The organism is Nocardioides astragali (assembly GCF_024436375.1).
GTDB lineage: Bacteria > Actinomycetota > Actinomycetes > Propionibacteriales > Nocardioidaceae > Nocardioides > Nocardioides astragali.
Genome location: NZ_JAFMZM010000003.1, coordinates 512,914 through 535,916, shown reverse-complemented (window position 1 = coordinate 535,916; position 23,003 = coordinate 512,914). Strand labels below are relative to the sequence as shown.

Sequence of the window (23,003 nt, the reverse complement as noted above, 5' to 3'; positions counted from 1 at the left end):
TCGCCTCGGGTCAGCGGGCCGACTCGCGCAAAGTGGCGCCGCGGGCACCCTTCACCGTCATCGACGCGCTGATCAGCGCGACGGCGCCGAAGACCGCCACAGCGAGCAGCGCCAGCACCACCAGGCGCAGGGGTGAGATGGCCGCCACCAGTGCGGGTGTGCTCGGGTCGTCGGCGTAGCCCAGGGTGATCGTGCGCAGCACCACCCACTGGGCCAGGGATCCCGCGAGGATGCCGGCCAGTGCGGCACTGCCCAGCACGACCGCCAGCTCGCGCACCACGGCCACCATCACCGAGGTCCGGGGTACGCCGACCACGCGCAGGGCCGCCGCGTCGCGCCGACGCGCCGGCAGCTGGACGGCCGCGCTGACGAAGAGTCCCGCCAGCGCCATCAGCAGCACCAGCACGGCGACGACTCCGTAGAGCCGAAGGGCGAGGGCGTACGCGCTCTGGTCGAGGACGTGGCGCTCCTTGGCGAGGGTCGTCCCCACACTCAGGCCGGCCTCGGACAGCGCCTCGGTGATCGATGCAGGCGTGCCCTCACGCGCCAGCACGTGGACGGTCATCAGGTTGTCGAAGACCGGGCGGTCGGTGAGGAAGGAGGAGTAGTCGACCAGGAGCCCCGTGGGGCCGGTGAAGGGCATGCCCTCGATCTCGCCGACCGGCTCGACCGGGATCAGCCCGTAGCCCTCGTCGAGCTTCTCGATCGCGCGCTGCTGCACCTTCGGGCCCGCCATCGCGGGCCGGTCTCGGGTGATGCCGCCGGCGGTGATGCGGGCCATGCCCACGGAGTCTCCGGTGTCGACCGTCATCTCGAGCGCACCGTCCGTCTCCCGCATCTCCACGATCGAGGTCCGTACGGCCGGGTCGGGGGTCGGCGTCCAGCCGGCTCCCTGGATCGCTCCGTCGACCGGGACGCCGTCCATCTCGACGTCGCTCAGGCGCAGCGACCCGGACATGCGCGTGTTGGTGCCGGCCCCGCCCCCGAGGGTCATGCCCTCGAGCTGGCAGCTCTCCCGGCAGAACGGGACCCGTGCCGACCGGGTGGACTCCCCGGACGGGAATGGCCCGAGGTAGGCCTTCAGCGGCAGTCCGTTGCGGGTGCCGAAGCGGACCTCGACAGCCAGGTCACGGTCCATGTCGGCCTGGTTGTCGATCGTGAGGGAGAACCGCTTGCCCGTCAGGGTGGGGACGAGGCCGCCGGGGGCGATGCGGTCGACCACCTGGTCGACGTCGAGGCCCGGGCTCCAGGTGGGCGGCCAGGTGGCGACCCGCGCCAGGCGGCTGCTGTCGACGACGGAGAAGTTCGCCCCCGGGTTGGGGACACTGGCCGCGGCCATGACCCAGTCGCCCTCGGGGTCGACCTCCCGCGTGAGCTCGATCCCCTCGGTGAGGGTGAGCGTCGTGGACCAGGTGGTGTGGGCCGGCGACTCGGTCGCCGCCACGCTCGTGCGCCACGTCGCCGCGGAGTCGTAGACACCCGCCCCGAACACCGCCACCGCGATCGCGGCGGTGATCGGCAGGATGACCAGGGTGCCCTCCTGGCGGCGCGAGATCGCCCGCATGGACACGAACCCGCTGAGCGAGCGGCCGCGCGAGCGACGCGTCCACCACGTGGCCAGCGCGGCGATGAGCCTCGTGGCGGCGAGGCCCGCCACCACCGCCAGCAGCACCGGCAGGACGAGGTCGGTGGCGTCCGGCTCACCGGGCCCACCGGCCGTCAGCTTGCTCGCGAGCGTGGCCGCCGCGAGGGCCACCAGGGTGAGCTGGGCGATGACCGACCAGCGGCGAGCGGCGACCGGACGTCGTACGCCGCTGAGCTGGGAGGCGAGCGACTCCCGGACGACGAGGCCCACCGCCACGCACGCCACCACGAAGGCCGCGACGAGCACCAGCGCCGCAGCGACCCAGCTGGCCCAGGGCAGCGGAAGCGGGAGCCCGGGCGCCAGCCAGCTGCGCACCAGCAGGATCGACAGACCCAGGCCGAAGGCGACACCGAGCGGGATGGCGATCACCAGCACGACGACCGGCTCGGCGAGGCCCAGTCCCCAGAGCCGGCGCGCGGTCACGCCCCGAAGGGACGCCAGGGCGAGCTCGGGCACGCGGAGCTCGCTGGCCGCGTTGAGCAACCGCATCAGCAGCGCCAGCGCGACCAGGACGAGTGAGAGCACGGCGGGCGCGATGGAGCCCCGGGCCGTGGACTGCTGGAACCGTACGTCCGCGACCACGGAGGCAAGGTCGTTGGTGTCGTCGGCGCGCAGCGTGCCGCCGTCCACCTCGACCTCGGCGTCGCTCGGGACCGCCTTCGCAGAGGTCGCCGCGTCGTCGAGCTGCTCGGGGGTCAGGTCGGAGGGGACGTCGAGGTGCGTGTCGACCCGGATGTTCCAGGCGCCCATGGCCGTGATCGTGTCGCCGGTCGTGATGAGGGGTGCGGGGGCGAAGGGCTGGTAGCCGCCCCTGATCGAGGTCTGCTCGTTGGTGCTGGTGAGCCGTCCGGGGATCAGCCAGTCGTCGCCGCCGGCGGGCGTGACGTAGGAGCCGACGACGACGACCTCGTCGAGGGCCGGCCGTGGCAGGCCGAGCGCGGCGACGCCACCCGTCTCGAAGATCGGCAGCTCCAGGGGCTCGCCGAGCACGGCGCCGGTCTTCTCCATGTCGGCGGCGAGCATCAGCACCTCGCCCTGCTTCTCGGGGCAGCGACCCTCGATCTCGAGGATCTCGCACGCGTCGGAGCGCGACCAGAACGTCACCATGCCCCGAAGGGCACTGAAACGCTCGGACTGCACGATCGCGTAGGGCTCCTGCCAGGGGCCGGCGAGCGTCGCCTCGGAGGCTGCCACGGCATCGCGCTCGGCCTGTTGCAGCGACACCCCGGGGTCGGGCGTGAAGACCCGGCTCAGGCCGGTGAGGCCCGGGGAGGTCTCCTGGAGCCGGGTCACGACGTAGGAGTTGGTCACGGCCTCGGAGAAGACGGGCCCGAGGATCGCGGACCCGATCGCGAGGGCGGTCAGGAGCACCGACCCCGCCGAGAGCAGGGCCCGGGCACGCAGGCCGCGGACGATGGCGCCGAGAAGCTGGATCACCTGACCTCCTCCTCGCGCAGCAGGCTGGGTCGGGTGGTGGCGGCGCGCACGGCGCGGGCCCGGCCGCCGACCAGCACCACCGCGGCCGCCGACAGGAGCGCCGGAAGGGCCAGCGGCCAGGCGTTCGGAGTGGTGTCGAGCGGGAGTCCGGCCGTGGGGATCGCGAGGAGCGGAAGGCCCTCGAGCAGCAGGGTGGTCGCCAGCCACCCGCCCGCGACCACGCTCGCCACCACGAGCACGGTCAGGCTGACCAGCTCGGCGCGACCGGCCTTGCGCGCGGTGCTCATGGAGATCCCGAGCACCCGCAGTGACGCCACGTCGCGACGGTAGTCGCGCAGGTGCCGGGCGACGCCTGCTCCCAGCGCGAGCAGGGCGACGAGGGCGCAGGCGATGGCGGTGAGGGCGTACGCCACGGACTGGGCGCCGCCGTGCCGCTCGCCGAGCTCCTCGCGCACCGTCTCGAAGGTGCGCCACGAGGAGCCGGTGGCCGCGGCCACGTCGTCGAGCACGGCCTGCGGCGTGCCTGCGGCCGCGACGATCTGAACCTCGGCGGACGGCACCGTCGGACCGGAGCCGACAGCCGAGGTGCGGATGTCGGACAGGAGGCCGACGCTGCCGATGAGCGGCATCGACCGCGCGACGCCGATCACGTCGGTCGTGCGCTCGTCACCGCCGAGGTCGAGGGCGACCGGCTCGTCCTGGTCGGCCACGAGCACGGGCACGGCCGCCTCCGCGAGCTCCAGGTCGAGCGCGAGGGGGACCGATGGCAGCATCGCGACCTGCAGGCCGTCCGGCCGGTTCACCGTCATGACGGCGGGGGGCTCGTAGTTGCGGAAGAAGCGGCTGTTGAGCGCCGACTGGACCGAGACCGGGTCGGGCACCCACGCACGCTGGAGGAGGTCGTCCTTGCCGAGCTCGAGCCTCTCGAGGAGGACGACGAAAGGGCTGCCATCGATGAGGCCCCGGCTGTCGCGCCCCACGTCCAGCCCGGTGACCGCACACCCGTCCGCGCACTCCGGCACCCGGACGGAGCGGGTCACCGCTGCGCCGTCGGCCGGGACCTGCGTACGCAGGGCGACCGCGCCGGACACGTTGGCCGACGTGACGAACCGGAGGGTCAGCTCGGCCCCGCCACCACCCACCCTGACGTCCTCGCCGTCGGGTCCGGTGAACGTCCGCACCGCGGGGACCTCGAGGCCGGACATGCTGACGGTGAGCCGGTCGCCCGACACCTGGAACGGCTCGACGTCGGTGTCGAGGCGGTCGATCGCGTCGGACGCGGCCCGCGCCGGCGTGCCGTCGTAGAAGTCGCCGACGACCGCGTCCCAGCGGGCCGCGTCGACGTACGCCCGTCGCTCGGCCAGCCGCGTCTCGTTGCGCACGATCGCCGTGGCGACGAGGTGCGTGCCCTCGGGGTCGATCCGCTCGGTCAGCTCGACCGCGCCCAGGGCACCCACGTCGGTGGAGATCACGCGGGCTCCGGGGACCTCCACCGCGGCCTGCTCGCGGGTCCAGCCGCTGACGCTGACGGCGCCACTGAGCGCCAGCGCACCGACCACGGCGGCAGCCACGACGAGACGGATGGGCGTGACCAGGTCGTCGGCGCGGGCCAGCCGGCGAGCTGCGAGGAACGCACCCAGGCCGCGCTTCTCGGTGGTCGGCGTCAGTCCGCGCGCGGCGATCCGGATCACCCAGATCGCCACCTGTCCCAGCGCCAGCCCGACGAGGGCCGGACCGAGGAGGACCACCAGGTCGGGGTCGCCCGCAGCAGCGCGGCTGCGGTAGGCGGCGACGCCGGCACTGACGAGCAGCAGGACGCTGAGGAAGATGGTGAGGGTCGTCGCGCGACGCGGCCGCCGCCGGGTGGACACCTGGACGGCGAGCGGCTCACGGAGGGCGGCCGCCGCCGACAGGCCCACGATGAGGAGCCCGGCGCCGGCGATGCCTGCGGCGACGACGAGGGCCGGCTGCTCGAGGGCGGGGGCGGCGTCGTCCAGCCAGGTCCGGGTGGCCGTCGCGGTGCCGACGGCTCCGACGACCAGGCCGAGCAGGGTCCCCACCACGATGGCCAGGAGCGGCTCGACGAGGAGGAAGCGCCACAGGCGGATGCCATGGATGCCGCGCAGGCGGGCGAGACCGATCTCCTCACGCCGGGCCACGGCGAGCTCCGCGCCGATGCTGGGCACGGCGACCGCGCCGAGCAGGAGCAGGGGTGCGGTCAGCCACCGTGACGTGTCGGCGGCCTCCGCGAACTGCAGGACCGTCACAGCCCCGCCGACGACCACCACGGCCATCAGCACCAGCGTCGTCAGGGCACCCCGACGACTCCAGATGCCGCGCAGGACACGACTCAACGACCCGGCCTCTTCGCTCGGACGCTCACCGGACGACCCGGCCCTCGTCGAGCGCGATGTGGAGGTCGCAGGCCTCGACGACGGCTGGGTCGTGCGTGGCGACGACGACCACGGCGCCGCGGGCAGCCTCCTCGCGCAGCTCGGCCAGCACGACGCTGCGGTTGCCCTCGTCGAGCTCGGAGGTCGGCTCGTCGGCCAGCAGCACGTCGGCACCGACGACGAATCCTCGCGCGCACGCGACGCGCTGCATCTGACCGCCCGAGAGCTCCTCGACCTGGCGCTCACCGAGGTCGGCGATGCCGAACCGCGCCAGCGCGGCCTCGGCCGCCTCGTCCGCGTCGGCGGGCGCGACGCCGCGCGCACGCAGCGCGATCGAGACGTTCTCGCGCGCCGAGAGGATGGGCACCAGGCCGTAGACCTGGAGGATGAACGCGACCTCCGGCAACGGGTCGCCACTGCCGGTCCACATGTCCTGGCCGTCGAGCTCGGCAGTGCCCGAGGTCGCCTGCAGGAGGCCTCCGGCGATGGAGAGCAGTGTGGTCTTGCCCGAGCCGCTGGGTCCCGACACCGCGGTGAGCTTGCCTGCCGGGAACGAGACGCTGACGTCGTCGAGGAGCGTGCGTCCGGCGACGTAGGTGATCGAGTCGAGCGCGAGCTCGCGGGCCCGGTGATGGGTCATCGGGTGCTCGCTCACGAGGGGGTCGGTCATGCGTGGCTGCCCTCGCCGCCGGCGCGGGTGACGATGATGCGGCCGTGCTCGTCGTCCTCGAACCGCACCAGCGTCCCGGGCGGCCACTCGGTGGCGATGTGGCCGGGGAGGTGGATCACGCCGTCCTCGCCCACCACGGCGTACTCCGAGCCGCCGTGACCCTCCGCGCCGACGCGACCGCCCTTCATCGTCACCGTGCGCGGGAACGTGGCGGCCACCTCGGGCTGGTGGGTGACGACCACGATCGTGGTGCCGAAGTCGTCGCCGAGGGAGTGGATCAGGTGCAGCACGTGGTCGCGGTCGGCGTGGCTGAGCTGGCTGGTCGGCTCGTCGGCCAGCAGCAGGCGCGGGGAGGTCGACACCGCGCAGGCGAGGGCGAGGCGCTGGCGCTGTCCGCCGGACATCGTGGACACGACCTGGTCAGCCTGCTCGAGCAGCCCCACCCGGTCGAGCAGCTCGGTGTCGGCCAGCGCGTCCTCGCGCTCGCGGCCGGACAGCGACAGTCGCGCGAAGGCGATGTTCTGCCGGGCGGTGGCGTACGCCAGCAGGTTGCGCGTGGCGCCCTGCAGCAGCGTCGAGACCTGGCGCGAGCGGATCCGCGCGAGGTAGCGCTCGCCCATGCGGGAGATCTCCTCCTCGCCCAGGAAGATCCGACCGGCGCTGGGCCGCTGGATGCCACCGAGGAGCGCCAGGAGCGTGGACTTGCCCGAGCCGCTCGGGCCCAGGAAGGCGACCCGCTCACCGGCCCGGATCGTCAGGTCGACACCGCGCAGGGCGACGACGTCGTGGCCCCCGAAGGTCTTGTAGAGATGGACGACACCCTCGCACCGGACGCCGAGTCCACCTGTGCGGGTCTCCTCGACCGTGGTCGCGCTCTCCCGCACGGCTCCCCCTTTGTCACGAACACGGGCCAAGATACATAAAGGTGGGTACCTTGAGGCATGGTCATCCGAGTCGCGCTCGTCAATGACGACGAAGTCGTCGTGCGCGGTCTCGATGCGATGATGCGCAGCTACAGCCACCGGGTCGAGGTCGTCGAGCTGGCGGCGGGCAAGCCGGTGACCCAGCCGGTCGACGTGGCCCTCTACGACACGTTCGGGATGGGCCAGGGCAACGGGCCCGCGGTGCAGCGGCTGGTCGACAACCCGCAGGTGCGCACGGTGGCCGTCTACACCTGGAACTTCCAGCCCTGGCTGACCCGCGAGACCCTCAACCAGGGCGTGCGCGGCTACCTCTCCAAGAGCCTTCCGGCGGCCCGGCTGGTGGACGCGCTCCACGCGATCTCCGAGGGACAGCTCGTGGTCTCCCCCTCGCGGGGGCGCTCGTCGCTGGTGGGTGGCGACTGGCCCGGACGCGAGGAGGGCCTCACCGCGCGCGAGGCCGAGGTGCTGTCCCTCATCACGATGGGCCTCAGCAACCAGGAGATCGCCGAGCGCACGCTCCTGTCGCTCAACTCGATCAAGTCCTACATCCGCTCGGCCTACCGCAAGATCGACGTCGACTCCCGCTCGAAGGCCGTGCTGTGGGGCGTCGAGCACGGGCTGCGCGCCGACCGCGTGCGGATCAACGGCTCGCCTGCGCGCGAGGGCTGACTTCCGCCTGCTCGGCGCTTTGTCGGAATCCCCGCGTACGCGGGGATTCCTGCACGTCATGGGGGTTGCAAACCCCTCGGAGTGCGAGTTTCCCCCCGGGAATGCGTCCCTGACCCGCCAGTAACCAGCCCGGGCGCATCGTCGTTGACCTCCTGAGTCCTTCCAGGAGGTACGCCGTGCGCCTGCACTCCGTCGTGTCCCGTCTCACCCGTCCGTCGGCCCGTCCCGCGGTCGTCGGTGTCGCCGTCGGCATCGCCCTCGGCATCACCCTCGTGCTGCTGACCGCCGTGTTGTCCGTGGTGAACGCTGCGCCGGGCTCGTCGGCACCGCACCAGCAGGGCAAGGTGCGGATCCAGGTGCTCTCCAACCGCGCCGACCTCGTCTCCGGCGGCGACGTGCTCGTCCGGATCACCGTGCCCCGCAGGGCCGGCCGCCTGCGGGTCACGCTCGACGGTCGCGACATCTCGAAGAAGTTCCGCAAGCGCTCGACCGTCCTGCTGCGCGGCCTCGACAACGGCCGCAACGTGCTCGTCGCCCGCGCCGGCAACGCCCGACGCGACAAGGTCGTGATCACCAACCACCGCAACGGCGGACCCGTCTTCAGCGGCCCCGTCGCAGCGGCGTACGACTGCCAGGACACCGCGCGCGACGCGCTGTGCAACCAGCCGGCGTCGTACTCCTACCTCTACAAGCCGAAGGGCCAGTCGGCGCTCCAGCCCTACGACCCCGCGCAGCCCGCGAGCGACGTCGACACCGCGACCACCGACCAGGGCCGGACGGTGCCGTTCGTCGTGCGGCGCGAGGACGGCTACCAGGACCGCGACCGCTACACGATCCTCACGCTCTTCACGCCCGGTGAGAAGTGGAAGGCGTGGGCGCCGCAGGAGCAGTGGAACCACAAGGTGCTGATCACCCACGGCGGCGGGTGCGGGGCGAGCTACGCCCCGGCCGAGCCGCCGCTCGAGGACGCGTCGGGCACGTTCGACGCGGTCCCTGTGCCGCTGCTGCAGAGCTCGTACGTCGAGGCGCTGCGCCGCGGCTTCGCGGTGCTGTCGACGGCCCTGGCCAACACCGGCCACAACTGCAACGTCGCCCACAACGCCGAGTCGCTGATGATGGCCAAGGAGCGGCTGGTCGAGCGCTACGGCACCATCCGCTACACCATCGGCACCGGGTGCAGCGGCGGCTCGGTCGCGCAGCACACGGTCGCCAACGCCTATCCGGGGATCTACCAGGGCCTGGTCACCACCTGCTCCTACCCGGACGTGATGAGCCCCGGCGCGCAGTTCGCCGACTACCACCTCATGCGCGCCTACTTCGAGGACCCGGCGAGGTGGGCCCCCGGCGTGGTGTGGTCACCCACCCAGATCGCGGACGTGGAGGGTCACCTCACGCCCGTCAACGCGGTCACCGCGGACGAGGGCCTCTTCAAGAGCGCCATCAACCCCGAGCACCCCTGCGACGGTGTGCCCGCGCCGGTCGCGGGCGACACCGCGACCCGCTTCGACTCCGACACCAACCCCGGGGGCGTGCGCTGCGACATCCTCACCCTCATGCGCAACCAGCTGGGGCCGCGGCCCGAGTCGGTGTGGAGCTCGCAGGAGAAGGCCGCCGGGCACGGCTTCGCCGGGCTGCCCTTCGGCAACCGGGGGGTGCAGTACGGGCTCAAGGCGGTGCAGGGCGGGCGGATCACGCCCGAGCAGTTCGTCGACCTCAACGAGAAGATCGGCGGCCTCGACGTCAACGCCGACCCGATCGCCGGACGTACGGCGGGTGACCCGGCCTCGATCGCCAACGCCTACCGGACCGGGCTGCTCAACGAGTTCACCCACACCAGCGACGTCGCGATGATCAACCACGGCGGTCCCGACCCCGGCATCGCCCACGACTACTCCCACGCCGTCTGGAGCCACCTGCGGCTCCAGCGCTCGCAGGGCCATACCGACAACCGGATCGAGTGGTTCGGGCCGACGCCGCTGCTCGGCGACACCCGCTGGCCCACGGAGGCGTTCATCGCGATGGACGGCTGGCTGGCGCGGGTCGAGAAGGACCGTCGCTCGGTGCCGCTGGCCCGCAAGATCGTCGAGGACAGGCCCGACTCCCTCGCCGACCGCTGCATCGCCGACGGCGTGCCGGGCGTGGTGTGCCGCGCCGACCTCGCGCGGACCAACCTGTCCACGCCGCGCCAGGAGTCCGGCGGCCCCGCGGCCAACGACGTCCTCGCCTGCCAGCTGAAGCCGCTCGACCGCGCGGGCTACCGCCTGCCCCGCGGCCTGCCGATCCCCTTCACCGACGGGCAGTGGGCCCGCCTGCAGGCCGTCTTCCCGGACGGGGTGTGCGAGTGGGCGCTGCCCGGCATCGGGCAGGGACCGGCCTCGACCTGGCTCGGCTACGGCACCGCCCGCCGGGCGACGTACGGCGGTGCCGAGCTGCCCCCGGCGCCGAAGGGTTCGGGGCTGGGGTGGTTCGGGCGGTCCTTCCGGGGGTTGTGGCGGCAGTGAGGAATCCCCGGCTGACCGGGGATCCCGACATCGCCCGTACGCTTCTCCGGTGAGTGAGCAGCCACCCGACCGGATCGACCCCGCCGACCTGGCGACCACCCTGCGGGTGCTGCAGACCCTCCACGAGCTGCCGGGCGACCACCCCGACCACGTCACGGTCAAGCGGGCCGCATCGCACATGTACAAGTCGATCAAGGCCGAGCGGAAGCTGAGGAAGCGGGCGGCGGAGCTTGCCCACGACCGGGGGATCATCGAGAAGACCGCCACCGGCTCGCGGATGCGCATCGACGACGAGACCGCCGGCATCCCGCTGGTCTCGCAGACCGTCGGCGCGTTCGCCGGCGAGCTGATCACCGCGCGGGGCTGCTACATCTGCAAGCAGGACTTCACCCTCGTCGACGCGTTCTACCACTGGCTCTGCCCCACCTGCGCGGCGATGAGCCACACCAAGCGCGACCAGCGCACCGACCTCACCGGCCGCCGCGCGCTGCTCACGGGCGGTCGGGCCAAGATCGGGATGTACATCGCGCTACGGCTGCTGCGCGACGGCGCGCACACCACGATCACGACGCGTTTCCCCAAGGACGCGGTGCGCCGGTTCGCCGCACTGCCGGACTCCGCCGACTGGATCGACCGGCTCAAGATCGTCGGCATCGACCTGCGCGACCCGACCCAGGTGATCTCGCTGGCCGACGACGTCGCGGCCTCCGGTCCGCTCGACATCCTCATCAACAACGCGTGCCAGACCGTACGACGCACGCCGGGCGCCTACGCGCCCCTCGTCGACGCCGAGCAGCAGCCCCTCCCGTCGGGCATCGACCTGCCCGAGCTGGTCACCTTCGACCGGATCTCCGAGGCCCACCCGGCCGCGATCGCTGGCGCGCTCACCGACACCGCGGTCGCCCACCACGAGGGCGAGTCCGCCGAGCACGCGCGGGCGGCCCACAACGCCGCCACCCTCACCGCGCTCGCCCTCAAGGCGGGGCAGGCCTCGCTCGACGCCCACCTCGCGGGGACGGCCGTCGACGCCGGCGGCCTGCTGCCCGACGTGCAGGTCACCAACTCGTGGACCCAGACCGTCGGCGAGGTCGACCCGCTCGAGCTGCTCGAGGTCCAGCTGTGCAACTCGATCGCTCCCTTCCTGCTGGTCTCCCGGCTGCGCCCGGCGCTGGCCGCGGCCGCCGCGACAGCGGCGTCCGGTCGGGCGTACGTCGTCAACGTCTCCGCCATGGAAGGGCAGTTCTCGCGCCGCTACAAGGGCGCGGGGCACCCGCACACCAACATGGCCAAGGCCGCGCTCAACATGCTGACCCGCACCTCGTCGGGCGAGATGTTCGAGACCGACAAGATCCTGATGACTGCCGTCGACACCGGCTGGATCACCGACGAGCGCCCGCACCACGAGAAGCTGCGCATCGCCGCCGAGGGCTGGCACGCGCCGCTCGACCTGGTCGACGGTGCGGCGCGGGTCTACGACCCGATCGTGCTGGGCGAGGGTGGCACCGACCTGTTCGGCTGCTTCGTGAAGGACTACCAGCCCTCTCCGTGGTGATGCTCGCACTGGTTGACTGCTCGCCATGAGCACCCTCGAGAGCGCCGAAGACTTCCACGCCCGCGTCGCCGCGGCGACCGACGACGAGGGGCGGCTGCCGGTCGCGATCGAGCTGATGCCGGGCTGGGACATCTTCCCGTTCGAGCTCGAGGGCCTGCGGATCAAGCCCCTGGAGCCCATGGTCGACGCCGAGCCGCCGCGGGTCGGCGACGACCCCGCGCAGTGCCCCTGCCAGCAGCCGCCGGATCCCGAGAAGCTCGCCCAGGTCGCGTGGAGCAACGAGCGCTGGATGCTCAAGGTGCTCGACATGAGGCTGCCGGTCACGCTGATCCTCCAGCCGCGCGCCCACCACGACCTCGCCGACCTGCCCGACGACCTCGCCTCCGAGATGGGGCGGCTGATGGTGGCGGTCACGGCCGCGGTGGAGGAGCTCCCGAGCGTCGGCCGGTGCCACGTGGGCCGCTACGGCGACGGCGGCGCGCACCTGCACCCGTTCTTCTTCGGCCGCCCGGCACGGATGCCGCAGCTGCGCGGATCGACGCTCCTCGACTGGGAGGAGAACCTGCCCCCGGTCCCGGAGGACGTACGCCGTGCCAACGCCGGGCACGTCGGGCGGCGGCTCGTCGAGCGGGTGGGAGGCGACGGCCCGGCCTGGTGACGTCAGTCCGGCTGCGTCGTCTCGTGAGTGGTGACGATGTCGTTGAGCGCCGCCCACTCGCCGATGTCACGCCTCTCGATGGCTGCCGCCATCAGGTCGGGGAACAGGTCCGGCGTGCAGGCGAACGACGGCACCCCGATCTCCGCGAGGGCAGCGGCGTGGTCGGCGTCGAAGGACGGCTGGCCGGAGTCGCTCAGCGCCAGGAGGGCGATCATCGTCGCGCCCGAGCCGACGACGGACCGGGCCCGGCGGATCATCTCCTCGGCGATGCCGCCCTCGTAGAGGTCGCTGATCAGCACCAGCACGGTGTCGGCCGGCTGGGTGATCTTGTCCTGGCAGTAGGCCAGGGCCCGGTTGATGTCGGTGCCGCCGCCGAGCTGCACGCCGAAGAGCACGTCGACCGGGTCGTCGATCTCGTCGGTCAGGTCGACCACTTCGGTGTCGAAGACCACGAGGCGTGTGGTGACCGAGCGGATGGAGGCCAGCACCGCACCGAACACCGAGCTGTAGACGATCGACTCGGCCATCGATCCGGACTGGTCGATGCAGAGGATGATCTCACGCTCGACCCGCGTCGACCGGCGGGCGTAGCCCACGAGACGTTCGGGCACGACCGTGCGGTGCTCAGGGAGGTAGTGCTTGAGGTTGGCGGCGACCGTACGTCGCCAGTCGACGTCACGCATCCGCGGCCGACGGGTGCGGGCTGAGCGGTCGAGAGCACCCGACACCGCCTGGACGGTGCGCTGCCGCAACCGTTCCTCGAGCTCGTCGGTGACCTGCCGGACGACCGCGCGCGCCGTCTCGCGCGAGTGCTCGGGGATCACCTGGCCCAGCCCGATCAGGGTGCTGACGAGGCCGACGTCGGGCTGCACGGCCCGCATCATCTCCGGCTCGAGCAGCATCTGCCGCAGCCCGAGGCGCTCCATGGCGTCGCCCTGCATCACCTGGACGACCGAGGACGGGAAGTAGGTGCGGATGTCGCCGAGCCAGCGCGAGACCCGCGGTGCCGAGCCGCCGAGCCCGCCCCGGCGCTCACTGTCGTACAACGCGTCCAGGGCGCCGTCCCGGCGCATGTCCTCGGCGCTCAGGGACACCGGCGCACCGTCGGGCCCGGTCACGCCGTCCGCCTCGTTGCCACCGAGGACCAGTCGCCAGCGGGTGAGCCGGTCACGCCGCACGTCAGGCCCGGACTCAGGCTGCTCCGTCACGGTCCACCACCTTCCACCCGACGTACGCGGCCACGGCCTGGAGCGCCGGGGTGGCCTGCTCGACGTCGAGCAACGACGCCCCAGCGGCTCGGTCGTCCGGTCCGCCCAGCCGGGACACCCGCTCGCCGATCGTGCGGCGCTCGGCTCGGCTGAACTGGGAGAACGTACGCCGCACGAGCGGGAGCAGGTCCTCGAACGTCGCCTCGTCGAGCCCGCCGACCCACTCGTCGACCAGCCCCAGCAGGTCGTGGTCGTGGACCAGCAGCACCGCGTCCCCCGCGAGGAAGCCCTCCAGCCAGGCGGCGGCCTGGGGAGCGGACGCCGCGAGCGAGAGCCGGCGCCCCATGCGACGCGCGGCGACGCCGGAGTCGAGGCGACCGGCGTCGAGGAGGATGCGGGTGGCCCGCCCGGCCACCGCGCCCGCGACGTGGTCGGGTGCGGAGACCGACTCCAGCGCCTCCGACCACGCGGTGTCGAGCTCGTCGTCAGCCAGGAGCGAGAGCCCCCGGTGGGCACCGGCGACGGCGCTCACCATGTCGTCGGCCGCCTCCTCGTCCAGGCTGGCGCACGCCATCGGGAGCCCGACGCACGCGCGGACGACGGTGGCGCCCAGCACCCTGCGTACGCGTCGGGTGTCCACGCCGCGCACGTCGCCGTAGCGGCAGGTGCGAGCGAGCGGCTCGACCGTCGAGAGCAGCGCGGGCACGTCGTGCTGGACAGCCGCGCGCGCATCCAGGGCGTCGAGAACCGCGGCGATGCCGTCGGGCAGGTCGGCGGTGAGGCAGGCGCTGACCAGGGCGGCGAGCTCCGTCAGGTCCCCCGACTTCTCGGCCCTCTCCGCCGCGCGCGCCGACGCCGCCCCGGCGATGGTCGTCCCCCAGACGCTCGCCTCGACCAGGTCGACGGCCAGCTCCGGACGCCACTCCAGCGTCCAGCTCTCCTTGAAGGTGCCCGTGGTGCGTCCGGTGTCGGTGAGCTCCCCCCAATCGATGCCGAGGAGGCTCAACCGGTGGAGCAGCACCGATCGCGCCAGCTGTCTCTCGCGCCTCAGGTCGAGGTCGACCTGCTGGGCGGACGCTGTCGGTCTCAGTCGCAGGGACCGCTGCTGACGCGACAGGTCGGCGGCCAGGGGCACGACCGGTGCAGAGTCCGGGACCGTCCCGAGCTCCGCGCCCACCACGAGGCGTTCGTGGACCAGGTCGAGCGGGACCCGCGAACCCTCGCAGAGCACGGTCTGCGCAGCGTCGTCGAGCTCGCTGAGGCCCACCGAGGGCCGCCCTCTCACGGTGGCGAGCGTCTCGGCCAGGCGCGCGGCCTCGACCACGGAGGCGGTCGAGGCGTCGAGCCTCTCGTCCCGCAGCGTCCTCGCCACCCGCACGAGCCACGTCGTCGCGAGCCCGCGCGGGTCCGGGTCGTCCTGGCTCATGTGGTCGAAGAGGTGCTGGTACCACCCGGGCGCACCGACGCCCGCGCCGTAGCCCGAGGCATAGCTGAGCCGGGCCGCGGTCCACGGGGTCCACGCCGCGGCGACCTTGGTGCGCGGCAGCTTGGTGACGAGGAGCTGGTCCCGCGCCACGGGCGGGAAGTCGGCGGGGACGAGCGCGGGGGCGTGCCACGCACCGCAGACGACGGCGATCCGCGAGTCGGGGGCCGCCTTCATCTCGGCGCGCAGCACCTTGCGCATCCAGGCCTCGCGGCGGGCGTTGGCGTGCACGTCGGGATCGTCGGCCGGACGGCGATCGGCCGACCTGACCGCCGCCATCGCCTCCCGGATCGCGTCGAACCGCTCCGCGGGCGAGTCGTACCGCTGCTCGACGGCGTCCTCCCACCAGCGCTCGGCGTCGTCGTAGCCCGCAGCGGCCGCCAGCGTCCCGATGGGGTCGAGCCGCTCGGGGGGCGCGGCCGGCGGATCCCCGGCCTCACCGCCCGGCTCGTCGACCGGCTCGTCGACGGGCGCCTGCTCCGGCCGGTCACTTCTGTCCTCGGCGGCCAGGGCGAACGCGTGCGTCGCGGGCAGGTCGAGGAAGCGCACCGGCACCCCGCGCGCGAGTGCCCAGCGGGCGGCGACCCACTCCGGGGAGAAGCGGGCCAGCGGGTAGAAGGTCGCCCGGCGAGGCTCGTCGACGGCGTAGACGAGGCCCGCGACAGGTGGCGTCATCGCTTCGTCGCCCAGGAGGTCGACGATGGCGTCGAGCTCGGGACACCCCTCGATCAGCACCAAGTCCGGCGGGTGCTCGTCCAGCGCCCCCCGCACGGCCCGGGCCGAGCCCGGACCGTGGTGGCGTACGCCGTAGATGTCGACCGTCATCGCGATGCGCTCAGCCCAGGTCCCGGCAGGCGCGGTAGAGGTCGCTCCACTCCTTGCGGTTGCGCACGACCGTCTCGAGGTACTCCTGCCAGACCAGCTGGTCCTGGACGGGGTCCTTCACGACCGCGCCGAGCAGGCCACCGGCGACGTCGTCGGCCCGGACGGTGCCGTCCCCGAAGTGGGCGGCCAGCGCGAGGCCGTTGGTCATCACCGAGATGGCCTCCGCGGTCGACAGGGTCGCACTGGGGGACTTGATGGTGGTGCGCTGGTCGGTGGTGACTCCACTGCGCAGCTCGCGCATCACGGTGACCACGCGGTGGATCTCCGAGAGGGAGGCGAGGTCGGCAGGGAGCTCGAGCGAGGCCCCCAGAGCGGTGACGCGCGAGCGGACGATCTCGACCTCCTGCTCGAGGGAGTCCGGCAGGGGCAGCACGACGGTGTTGAAGCGGCGGCGCAGGGCGGACGAGAGGTCGTTGACACCCTTGTCGCGGTTGTTGGCGGTGGCGATGACGTTGAAGCCAGGGCGTGCCTGCACCTCCTCGTCGAGCTCAGGGACCGGCAGTGTCTTCTCGGACAGGATGCTGATCAGGGAGTCCTGGACGTCGGAGGGGATGCGCGTCAGCTCCTCGACCCGCGCGATGGCGCCGGTCTCCATGGCCCGCATGACCGGCCCGGGGACGAGCGCCTCGCGCGAGGGTCCCTCGGAGAGCAGGCGGGCGTAGTTCCAGCCGTAGCGCAGCGCCTCCTCCTGGGTGCCCGCGGTGCCCTGGACCACGAGCGTCGAGCGACCGCTGATCGCTGCCGCGAGGTGCTCGCCCAGCCACGACTTCGCGGTGCCGGGGACGCCGAGCAGCAGGAGCGCGCGATCGGTGGCCAACGAGGAGATGGCCACCTCGACCAGGCGCCGCTGCCCGATGTACTTCGGCGTGATGGTCACGCCGTTGGGCAGGTCGCCGCCGAGGACGTACGTCGCCACCGCCCACGGCGACAGGTGCCACGACGGCGGACGAGGACGGTCGTCCACGGCGGCCAGTGCGGTCAGCTCGTCGGCGTAGGCGTCCTCGGCGTGCTCGCGGAGCACGCCCGGGGCGGTGGACTGGCTGGTGGTCATCTGAAGGCCTCCGTGAGGGATGTGCGGAACGCGTGGAGCTGCAGGGTCTCGGTGAGCGCCCGGCGCAGGTGGGTGGCATCCGCCGGCACCTCGGAGAGCGCGGCGGTGATCTCGGCCGACAACGTGGGGCTGAGGGCAACGGGCAGGAGCGGCGCCACCGCCCGACCGAGGCTCGTGGTGGCGTCTTCACCGCGGAGGCGCTCGAGCACGGCCCGGCCCAGGTCGTCGGGCCACGGCCGCGGCACCTCGACCAGCAGCCCGCGCAGGTCGCGGCCGGCCGGTGGACGCCGCAACCAGGAGATGAGCAGGGCGGTCCGCATCTCGCGGGGCAGCAGCCACAGCAGGCGAGGATCGGGCACCCCGTGGTCGACGCAGGCGGCGGCCCACTCGCGGTCGCCACGGTCGACGACGACCTCGACGAGCCACCCGAGCACGTCCTTGTCACGGATCATCCTCAACGTCGCCGGCACGGACCTGCCCGTGATCTCGATCCAGGTGGTGAGCGGCGCGGCGCCAACGATCTGCGCGAGCCAGACGGTGGGAGGAGGTCCGGCTCCCTTCGCGGGAGCAGTCAGCCCGTCACGGATCGCCGCCTCGTCCGGAGGGTCGGGCACGTCGACCTCGAGGTGCCGGGTGATCGTCCCCCTGACCCGCACCAGCGGGCGCAGCCGTGCGGCCATCCGAGCCCCGCGCGCGCTGCTCGGGAGCTGGTCGAGCACCCCCGCGGCCACCTCGCGCACCGACTTCGACCTGTCGTCCAGGGCCCGCTCGAGGAGGGGCTCGTCGGCGCTGGAGAGGCCGTGGCGAAGGGACCGCAGCGCCTCGCTGCGCACCTTGGCCGAGACGCTGTCCCACTCGGACTCGAGCAGCTCGCGCGCCGCCGCGGGGTCCGTGCGACGTCCGGTGGCGAAGGCCGCGATCGCCTCGACGGTCGCCATCGTCGGCCACTGCGCCGTCCAGTCCCCCGAGGCGCCGGAGGGCGCCGGACGGTCGGCGCTCGACACGCCCGACCAGGCCGCGTTGAGCCCGAGGAGCCAGGTGCCCCGCTCGCCCAGCGCCCCACCGAGTGCGCCGGCCACCGGTCGGCGGGTGGCCGCGAAGTCGAGCAGGGCGGGCAGCAGCGACCACGGCACCCGTTGCCCCGCGCCCTCAGCCAGCCGCAACCACTCGACCACGAGCTCGTCGCGTGCGCCCTTCGAGACCGGCGGTTGCGTGAGCAGCAGTCGCAGCAGCTGGGCGGCAGCATCGCCGCAGACGGCTCGCGTCTCCGGTGGCGCGGTGTGGATGGTGGCATCGGTGGAGGGCACCGGCGTTCCGGCTCGGGAGAGCGCGTCGGCGACGGCAGCGCTGGCCAGGAGCCGGTGCTCGGGGCTCTGGCTCGCGTCGTCCGCGTCGAGGCCGAGGACCGCCGGCACTGGGGGTGGCTCACGTCGCGAGCTGCCGACGAGGGCGCACGTCTCGACGTCGTGGAGCCACTGCTCGACGCCGGTCACAGCGCCACGACTCTTTCGTCGAGCCACACGGCCAGCGGGCGGAAGGCACCGGACTCGAGCTCGCCGAACACGTCCACCGGCTCGCCGCCGCTCAGCGCGAGGAGCGTCCACACCGAGGTGCCGGCCGCGATCGGCAGGGAGCCGGAGGTGTCCTGCGCGAGCCACCGGTCCCCCTCGCCCACGATCCGCACGTCGGCGAGCGGCGCCGGGTGGAGGTCTCGCCAGGGCGCCCGTCCGAGGCTCGCGGCTGCCTGACCATGCGCGGCAGCCAGCGACGTACGCCCCGGGAGACCGGTCACCGACTCGGCACCGGCCGGCGGGTTGCGGAACAGCGCGCGCCTGGGTGGGTGACCGGGGTATCGCGCGAGCTCGACGTCGAGGCGGGCGCCGCTGAGCTGGGGTACGGCGAGGGCCTGGCCGTAGCCTGCGAAGTCGAGGACCGCCACCACCTCACCGTCGTCGTGCGCCAGCCAGGTGCGTTGCTGCTGCAGGCGGCCGTCGTCCGAGCGATGGGCGCCGAGCACGGTCCACGGACCCGGTCGCACGTCGCCGTCCCGGACCTCCTCGCTCGACTGCGGCCAGCCGACGGCGATCCTGACCTCGGCCGTCTCCGCGGCGTCGAGCCGCTCCCGGGCCTGCCAGGCGCAGGTGATGGTCCACCACCGGCCCACCTCCGCGAGGAGGTACGCCGCCCAGTGCTCGCGAGCGTGCACCTGCGACCCCGCCTCCCTGACCCGCTCGGCGAGAGCAGGCACCTGGGCGTCCACGAGCCGGGCCGCCGCGCTGTCCCAGAAGGAGTAGGGCTGCGCACGGGCGGCAGCGAGGCCTCCGCGGACGAGGTCTGCGAGCCACAGCCGGAAGTCCTCGACGCCGGCGTCCATCCGGGCCAGGCGCTGGTCGACCCGCTTGGCGCGGGCGGCCGGGTCCGCAGGCCCCTCCGCTGCTGCCCGCGCGGGCGCGGCCGCGCGCTCGGCCCGCTGACTGGCCCACTCCTCCGCGAAGGTCGCGACCTGCCCCGACTCGTCCAGCCCGCCCTCGGACCACAGCATCAGCAGGGCGAGCGCGTGCTTGCAGGGGAACTTCCGGCTCGGGCAGGAGCACCGGTAGGCAGGACCGGTGAGGTCCACGCTGACCTGGTAGGGCGTCTTGCCGCTCCCTTGGCACTGGCCCCAGACCAGCACGTCGTTGCAGCCCGTCTCCCGCCACGGACCCGGCACGGCGAGCTTGCGCCCGGCGGCCAGCGAGGCCGCGTCGGGCGCGGCCTCGGTCACCTGGTCGGGGCTCCATCGGGTCATGGCGCGGCCATCAAACCACTCGGTCGCGACAACGGGTGCTCATCTGAGGAGTTGGCGGTGCGTACGCTCTCCGGCTGCCTGCTGGCCTAGCCTGCACCCGTGCCCGTCACGATCCGCCCCGCGACCGAGTCCGACGTCCGGTTCCTCACCGACGTCGTCATCGAGGCGACGCTCGACCAGGGCCGGCTGCCCGACGACTTCGACGAGGCCGACTTCCGCAGCGGCTTCGGCGCCTGGACCTCCGAGCAGGTCGACGGGGACGGGATGGGTTCGTCGATCTCGGTGGTCGAGGTCGACGGCCGCGACGCCGGCCGGCTCCGCGTCGTACGTCGCGACGGGCTGGTCGAGATCGCCGGGCTCCAGCTGCTGCCGGAGCACCAGTCGCGCGGGGTCGGGCGGACCGTCGTCGACACGGTCGTCGCACAGGCGCGGGCCGACGGCCTGCCGGTGGAGCTGGGCGTGGAGAAGGACAACCCACGAGCCCGGGCCTTCTGGGAGCGCTGCGGCTTCACCTACGTCGGCGAGGACGAGACCGAGCACCGACTCCGCCTGGCCTCCATGCACACCAGCTGATCCCGTTCGTCCCACGACTCGACGACGATGAAGCCGAGACGCTCGTACAGGGCGATGGCACCTGTCCGCCACCTCCACACCGACAGCCGCACCGCGACATCGCCCCTCTCCGCGGACTGCGCCAGCGCGGTGCTGACCAGGTCCGCCGCGACGCCCCTGTTGCGAAACGCCGGATCCGTCCAGAGCCTCTTGATCTCCGCCAAGCCGTCGACGGGGACCGTCAGGACCAGGCACCCCACAGGGGTCTCACCACTCAGGGCCACCAGCACGACGTCGGCGGCGAACGCGGACTGCGGGTCCAGGACCTCTGCGCGGTAGTGGTCGGGCAAGCCGTCGACATCCGCGACGGCCTCGCCCTTCTCGGCCTGCGTCTGCCGGTGGTAGGCCGTCAACAAGTCCGCGAACCGATCCACGAGTGAGCCTTCGGCGGGCCAGCGCAGGATGACGACCTCGTGGCGACCACTCACGGCGCCAGCATCACAGATGGGCCTCGACAGGTGACGAGGCGCCTCGTGGAGCCTGCTGCGCAAGAGGCTGGCGAGGCGCCTCGTTGACACCACGTGTTCTAGTCCAGCAACCGCGAGACCGCAACCATGGTTGAACGGGCAACCGCGCGACGCCGCCCCGAGCCGTGACTGTTGCCAATCGCCGGATCTCGAACGGATCTGCGGTTACGCTTCCCTAGCCGATGAGCACCTGTGTGGTGCGTGCTGCTCGACGAGTGGGGACATGATGAACCAGCCCGACATCGAGGCTGTGTTCGTGGAGGCGCTGCAGAACATCGCCGAGGGTGTGACCGACCTCGTGGGTTTCGAGGTCGCGGCCATCAGCATCGCCCGCGACGACCACACCCTGGAGATGGTCGCAGTCGCCGGCAGCCAGGATGCGCGGGACCAGCTGCTGGGGCATCACACGCCGATCGAGGAGATCGAGCGCGAGCTCGTGACTGCTGAGGAGTGGGGCGACCTCCGCTTCGTGCCGCACGAGCGGATGAGCATCGAGGTCGAGGAGCTGGGTTGGGTCCCGGACATCGAGGCGTCCGACGACCCGGACGCCTGGCACCCGCTGGACCTGCTCCTGGCGCCCATCCACGACGAGCACAACAGGCTCCGGGGACTGCTCTCGGTGGACCTTCCCCGTGACCGTCGGCGACCAGGGCCGGCGCAGCGCGAGCTGCTGCAGCGCTACGCGCGACAGACCCGGCGGAGCGTGCTCACCGCGCTGGAGAGAGCGGAGTTCGCCGAGCAGGTGCGGATGGCGGACGCTGCTCGCAGGATCGTCCGGCAGGTGAGCTCGGAGCTGTCGATAGGCCGGATCGTCGAGATCTGCCAGCCCGCGATCACCACCGGCTTCAACGCCGTCGGCATGTGGCTCCAGACGTACGACGCCGACGGCCGGGGCACCGACGAGGTCTACGGCGCCACCGAGGGTGACATCGCCGTCCCGGACGAGTTCAAGGTGGCGGGCCGCGAGGCTGCCCACCTGCTGTGGGCCCAGCAGGAGGTCACCGTGGTCGACCTCGAATCCGTGCCGGTGGTCGCGGGCATGCTCCAGGACCCAGCCCAGGTGCAGCGGCTCCATGACTTCATGGCCAAGACGCTCGAGGCGTCCTCGATGCTCTTCGTCCCGATCGGCGCCGGGTCCGAGTGCCTGGGCAACCTGGCCCTGACACGACGCGGGGACAGGACCGACTGGAGCCCAGTGGAGCAGCAGGCGGCGCTCGAGATCGGCCACGACCTGGGACGTGCCCTGGTCAACGCGCGCACCTTCGAGCGGGAGCGACAGCTGCTCCAGGAGCTGCGAGACCTGGCCGGCTACAAGAGCCGGCTCATCGCGACGATCTCCCACGAGCTGAAGAACCCGTTGGCCTCGATCGTCGGTCACCTCGAGCTGATCGATCTCGAGCCCGACCTGACCATGCCGATGACGCAGTCGACCGCGGCGATCGGGCGGGCGGCCCAGCGGATGAGCAGCATCATCGATGACCTGCTCCTGCTCGCGCAGGTCGCCGACCCCGACACCGTGCTCGAGCCCGAGCCCGTGGACCTCGCTGCAGTCGTCGACGACGTGCTCGACCTGCTGCACGTGACCTCCGACCAGAAGAACCTCTGCGTCGTGCTGGATGTGCCCCCACCGCCGACGTACGTCCTGGGCGCGGCGCGCGAGCTCTACCAGGTGTGCGTCAACCTCATCAGCAACGCCGTGAAGTACACCCCCGCCGGGGGGACGATCGCCGTCACGCTGGCCTGCACGCCCACGGACGTCCAGCTCGTCGTCGCCGACACCGGGATCGGGATCTCGTCCACCGACCAGGACCGGCTGTTCCAGGAGTTCTTCCGCTCCACCAACCCGGCGGCGCTGGCCACGCCGGGCACCGGGCTCGGCCTGAGCATCGTCCAGCGCATCGTCGAGCGGCACCACGGCCGGATCGCCCTCGAGTCCGACCTCGGCACCGGCACCACGGTCACCGTCACCCTGCCGCCGGCGCCCTGAGGCCCGCGGCACGGCCAGCCGCGGCGACTCCGCTGCCACATGACCGTCACCGCGATCCTGTCGGCCGAGTGCGG

General features: G+C 72.7%; 16 protein-coding genes. 6 read left to right on the top strand and 10 right to left on the bottom strand.

Going from position 1 to position 23,003, the window contains the following annotated elements:
* Positions 1-10 precede the first annotated feature (10 nt).
* Genes J3P44_RS11760 through J3P44_RS11745 form a run of 4 tightly spaced genes read right to left on the bottom strand, consistent with a single transcriptional unit; the run spans position 11 to position 7,029 of the window.
* Positions 11-3,082, bottom strand: a complete 3,072-nt coding sequence (locus J3P44_RS11760; RefSeq protein WP_255890539.1) for an FtsX-like permease family protein — start codon at positions 3,080-3,082, stop codon at positions 11-13.
* Positions 3,079-5,436 carry an ABC transporter permease gene (locus J3P44_RS11755; protein WP_255890538.1) on the bottom strand — a complete coding sequence of 786 codons (2,358 nt, stop codon included), beginning with the start codon at positions 5,434-5,436 and terminating at the stop codon, positions 3,079-3,081. Before J3P44_RS11755 ends, J3P44_RS11760 begins: the two co-directional genes overlap by 4 nt.
* Positions 5,437-5,461: 25 nt before the next feature.
* Positions 5,462-6,145 (bottom strand): ATP-binding cassette domain-containing protein, encoded by a 684-nt coding sequence (locus J3P44_RS11750; protein ID WP_255890537.1) that lies wholly within the window; start codon positions 6,143-6,145, stop codon positions 5,462-5,464.
* Positions 6,142-7,029 (bottom strand): ABC transporter ATP-binding protein, encoded by an 888-nt coding sequence (locus J3P44_RS11745; protein WP_255890536.1) that lies wholly within the window; start codon positions 7,027-7,029, stop codon positions 6,142-6,144. The genes J3P44_RS11750 and J3P44_RS11745 overlap by 4 nt, the downstream gene beginning before the upstream one ends.
* A 57-nt stretch (positions 7,030-7,086) precedes the next feature.
* Between J3P44_RS11745 and J3P44_RS11740 the strand changes: the two genes are divergently transcribed.
* The 4 genes from J3P44_RS11740 (at position 7,087) to J3P44_RS11725 (ending at position 12,448) form a co-directional block, all read left to right on the top strand.
* The gene (locus J3P44_RS11740) at positions 7,087-7,737 is read left to right on the top strand and encodes a response regulator transcription factor (protein ID WP_255890535.1); all 651 of its coding nucleotides are present in this window, start codon (positions 7,087-7,089) and stop codon (positions 7,735-7,737) included.
* 176 nt (positions 7,738-7,913) lie between these two features.
* Positions 7,914-10,238 carry a DUF6351 family protein gene (locus J3P44_RS11735; RefSeq protein ID WP_255890534.1) on the top strand — a complete coding sequence of 775 codons (2,325 nt, stop codon included), beginning with the start codon at positions 7,914-7,916 and terminating at the stop codon, positions 10,236-10,238.
* A gap of 49 nt (positions 10,239-10,287) precedes the next feature.
* Positions 10,288-11,790, top strand: coding sequence for an SDR family NAD(P)-dependent oxidoreductase (locus tag J3P44_RS11730; protein WP_255890533.1), 1,503 nt, complete (start codon positions 10,288-10,290; stop codon positions 11,788-11,790).
* 25 nt (positions 11,791-11,815) lie between these two features.
* Positions 11,816-12,448 (top strand): hypothetical protein, encoded by a 633-nt coding sequence (locus tag J3P44_RS11725; protein ID WP_255890532.1) that lies wholly within the window; start codon positions 11,816-11,818, stop codon positions 12,446-12,448.
* Positions 12,449-12,450: 2 nt separating this feature from the next.
* Here the strand turns inward: J3P44_RS11725 and J3P44_RS11720 are convergent, their stop codons facing one another.
* The 5 genes from J3P44_RS11720 to J3P44_RS11700 are packed head-to-tail and all read right to left on the bottom strand — an operon-like array spanning position 12,451 to position 19,863.
* A complete protein-coding gene (locus J3P44_RS11720; RefSeq protein ID WP_255890531.1) occupies positions 12,451-13,656 on the bottom strand; it encodes a VWA domain-containing protein in 1,206 nt (401 codons plus the stop codon).
* On the bottom strand, positions 13,640-15,964 hold the full coding sequence (locus J3P44_RS11715; protein ID WP_255890530.1) for a DUF5682 family protein: 2,325 nt from the start codon (positions 15,962-15,964) through the stop codon (positions 13,640-13,642). Before J3P44_RS11715 ends, J3P44_RS11720 begins: the two co-directional genes overlap by 17 nt.
* Before the next feature lie 10 nt (positions 15,965-15,974).
* Complete coding sequence (locus J3P44_RS11710) at positions 15,975-17,075, bottom strand: ATP-binding protein (RefSeq protein WP_255890529.1); 1,101 nt, start codon at positions 17,073-17,075, stop codon at positions 15,975-15,977.
* A complete protein-coding gene (locus tag J3P44_RS11705) occupies positions 17,072-18,568 on the bottom strand; it encodes a DUF5691 domain-containing protein (RefSeq protein ID WP_255890528.1) in 1,497 nt (498 codons plus the stop codon). Before J3P44_RS11705 ends, J3P44_RS11710 begins: the two co-directional genes overlap by 4 nt.
* A complete protein-coding gene (locus J3P44_RS11700; RefSeq protein ID WP_255890527.1) occupies positions 18,565-19,863 on the bottom strand; it encodes an SWIM zinc finger family protein in 1,299 nt (432 codons plus the stop codon). The genes J3P44_RS11705 and J3P44_RS11700 overlap by 4 nt, the downstream gene beginning before the upstream one ends.
* A gap of 99 nt (positions 19,864-19,962) precedes the next feature.
* Between J3P44_RS11700 and J3P44_RS11695 the strand changes: the two genes are divergently transcribed.
* The gene (locus J3P44_RS11695) at positions 19,963-20,436 is read left to right on the top strand and encodes a GNAT family N-acetyltransferase (protein ID WP_255890526.1); all 474 of its coding nucleotides are present in this window, start codon (positions 19,963-19,965) and stop codon (positions 20,434-20,436) included.
* Here J3P44_RS11695 and J3P44_RS11690 read toward each other — a convergent pair.
* Positions 20,376-20,903, bottom strand: coding sequence for a GNAT family N-acetyltransferase (locus tag J3P44_RS11690; RefSeq protein WP_255890525.1), 528 nt, complete (start codon positions 20,901-20,903; stop codon positions 20,376-20,378). The genes J3P44_RS11695 and J3P44_RS11690 overlap by 61 nt on opposite strands.
* 262 nt (positions 20,904-21,165) lie before the next feature.
* Here J3P44_RS11690 and J3P44_RS11685 point away from each other — a divergent pair, with 262 nt between their 5' ends.
* Entirely contained in the window at positions 21,166-22,929 is a 1,764-nt protein-coding gene (locus J3P44_RS11685; RefSeq protein WP_255890524.1) for a GAF domain-containing sensor histidine kinase, read from the top strand.
* Positions 22,930-23,003: the final 74 nt, after the last annotated feature.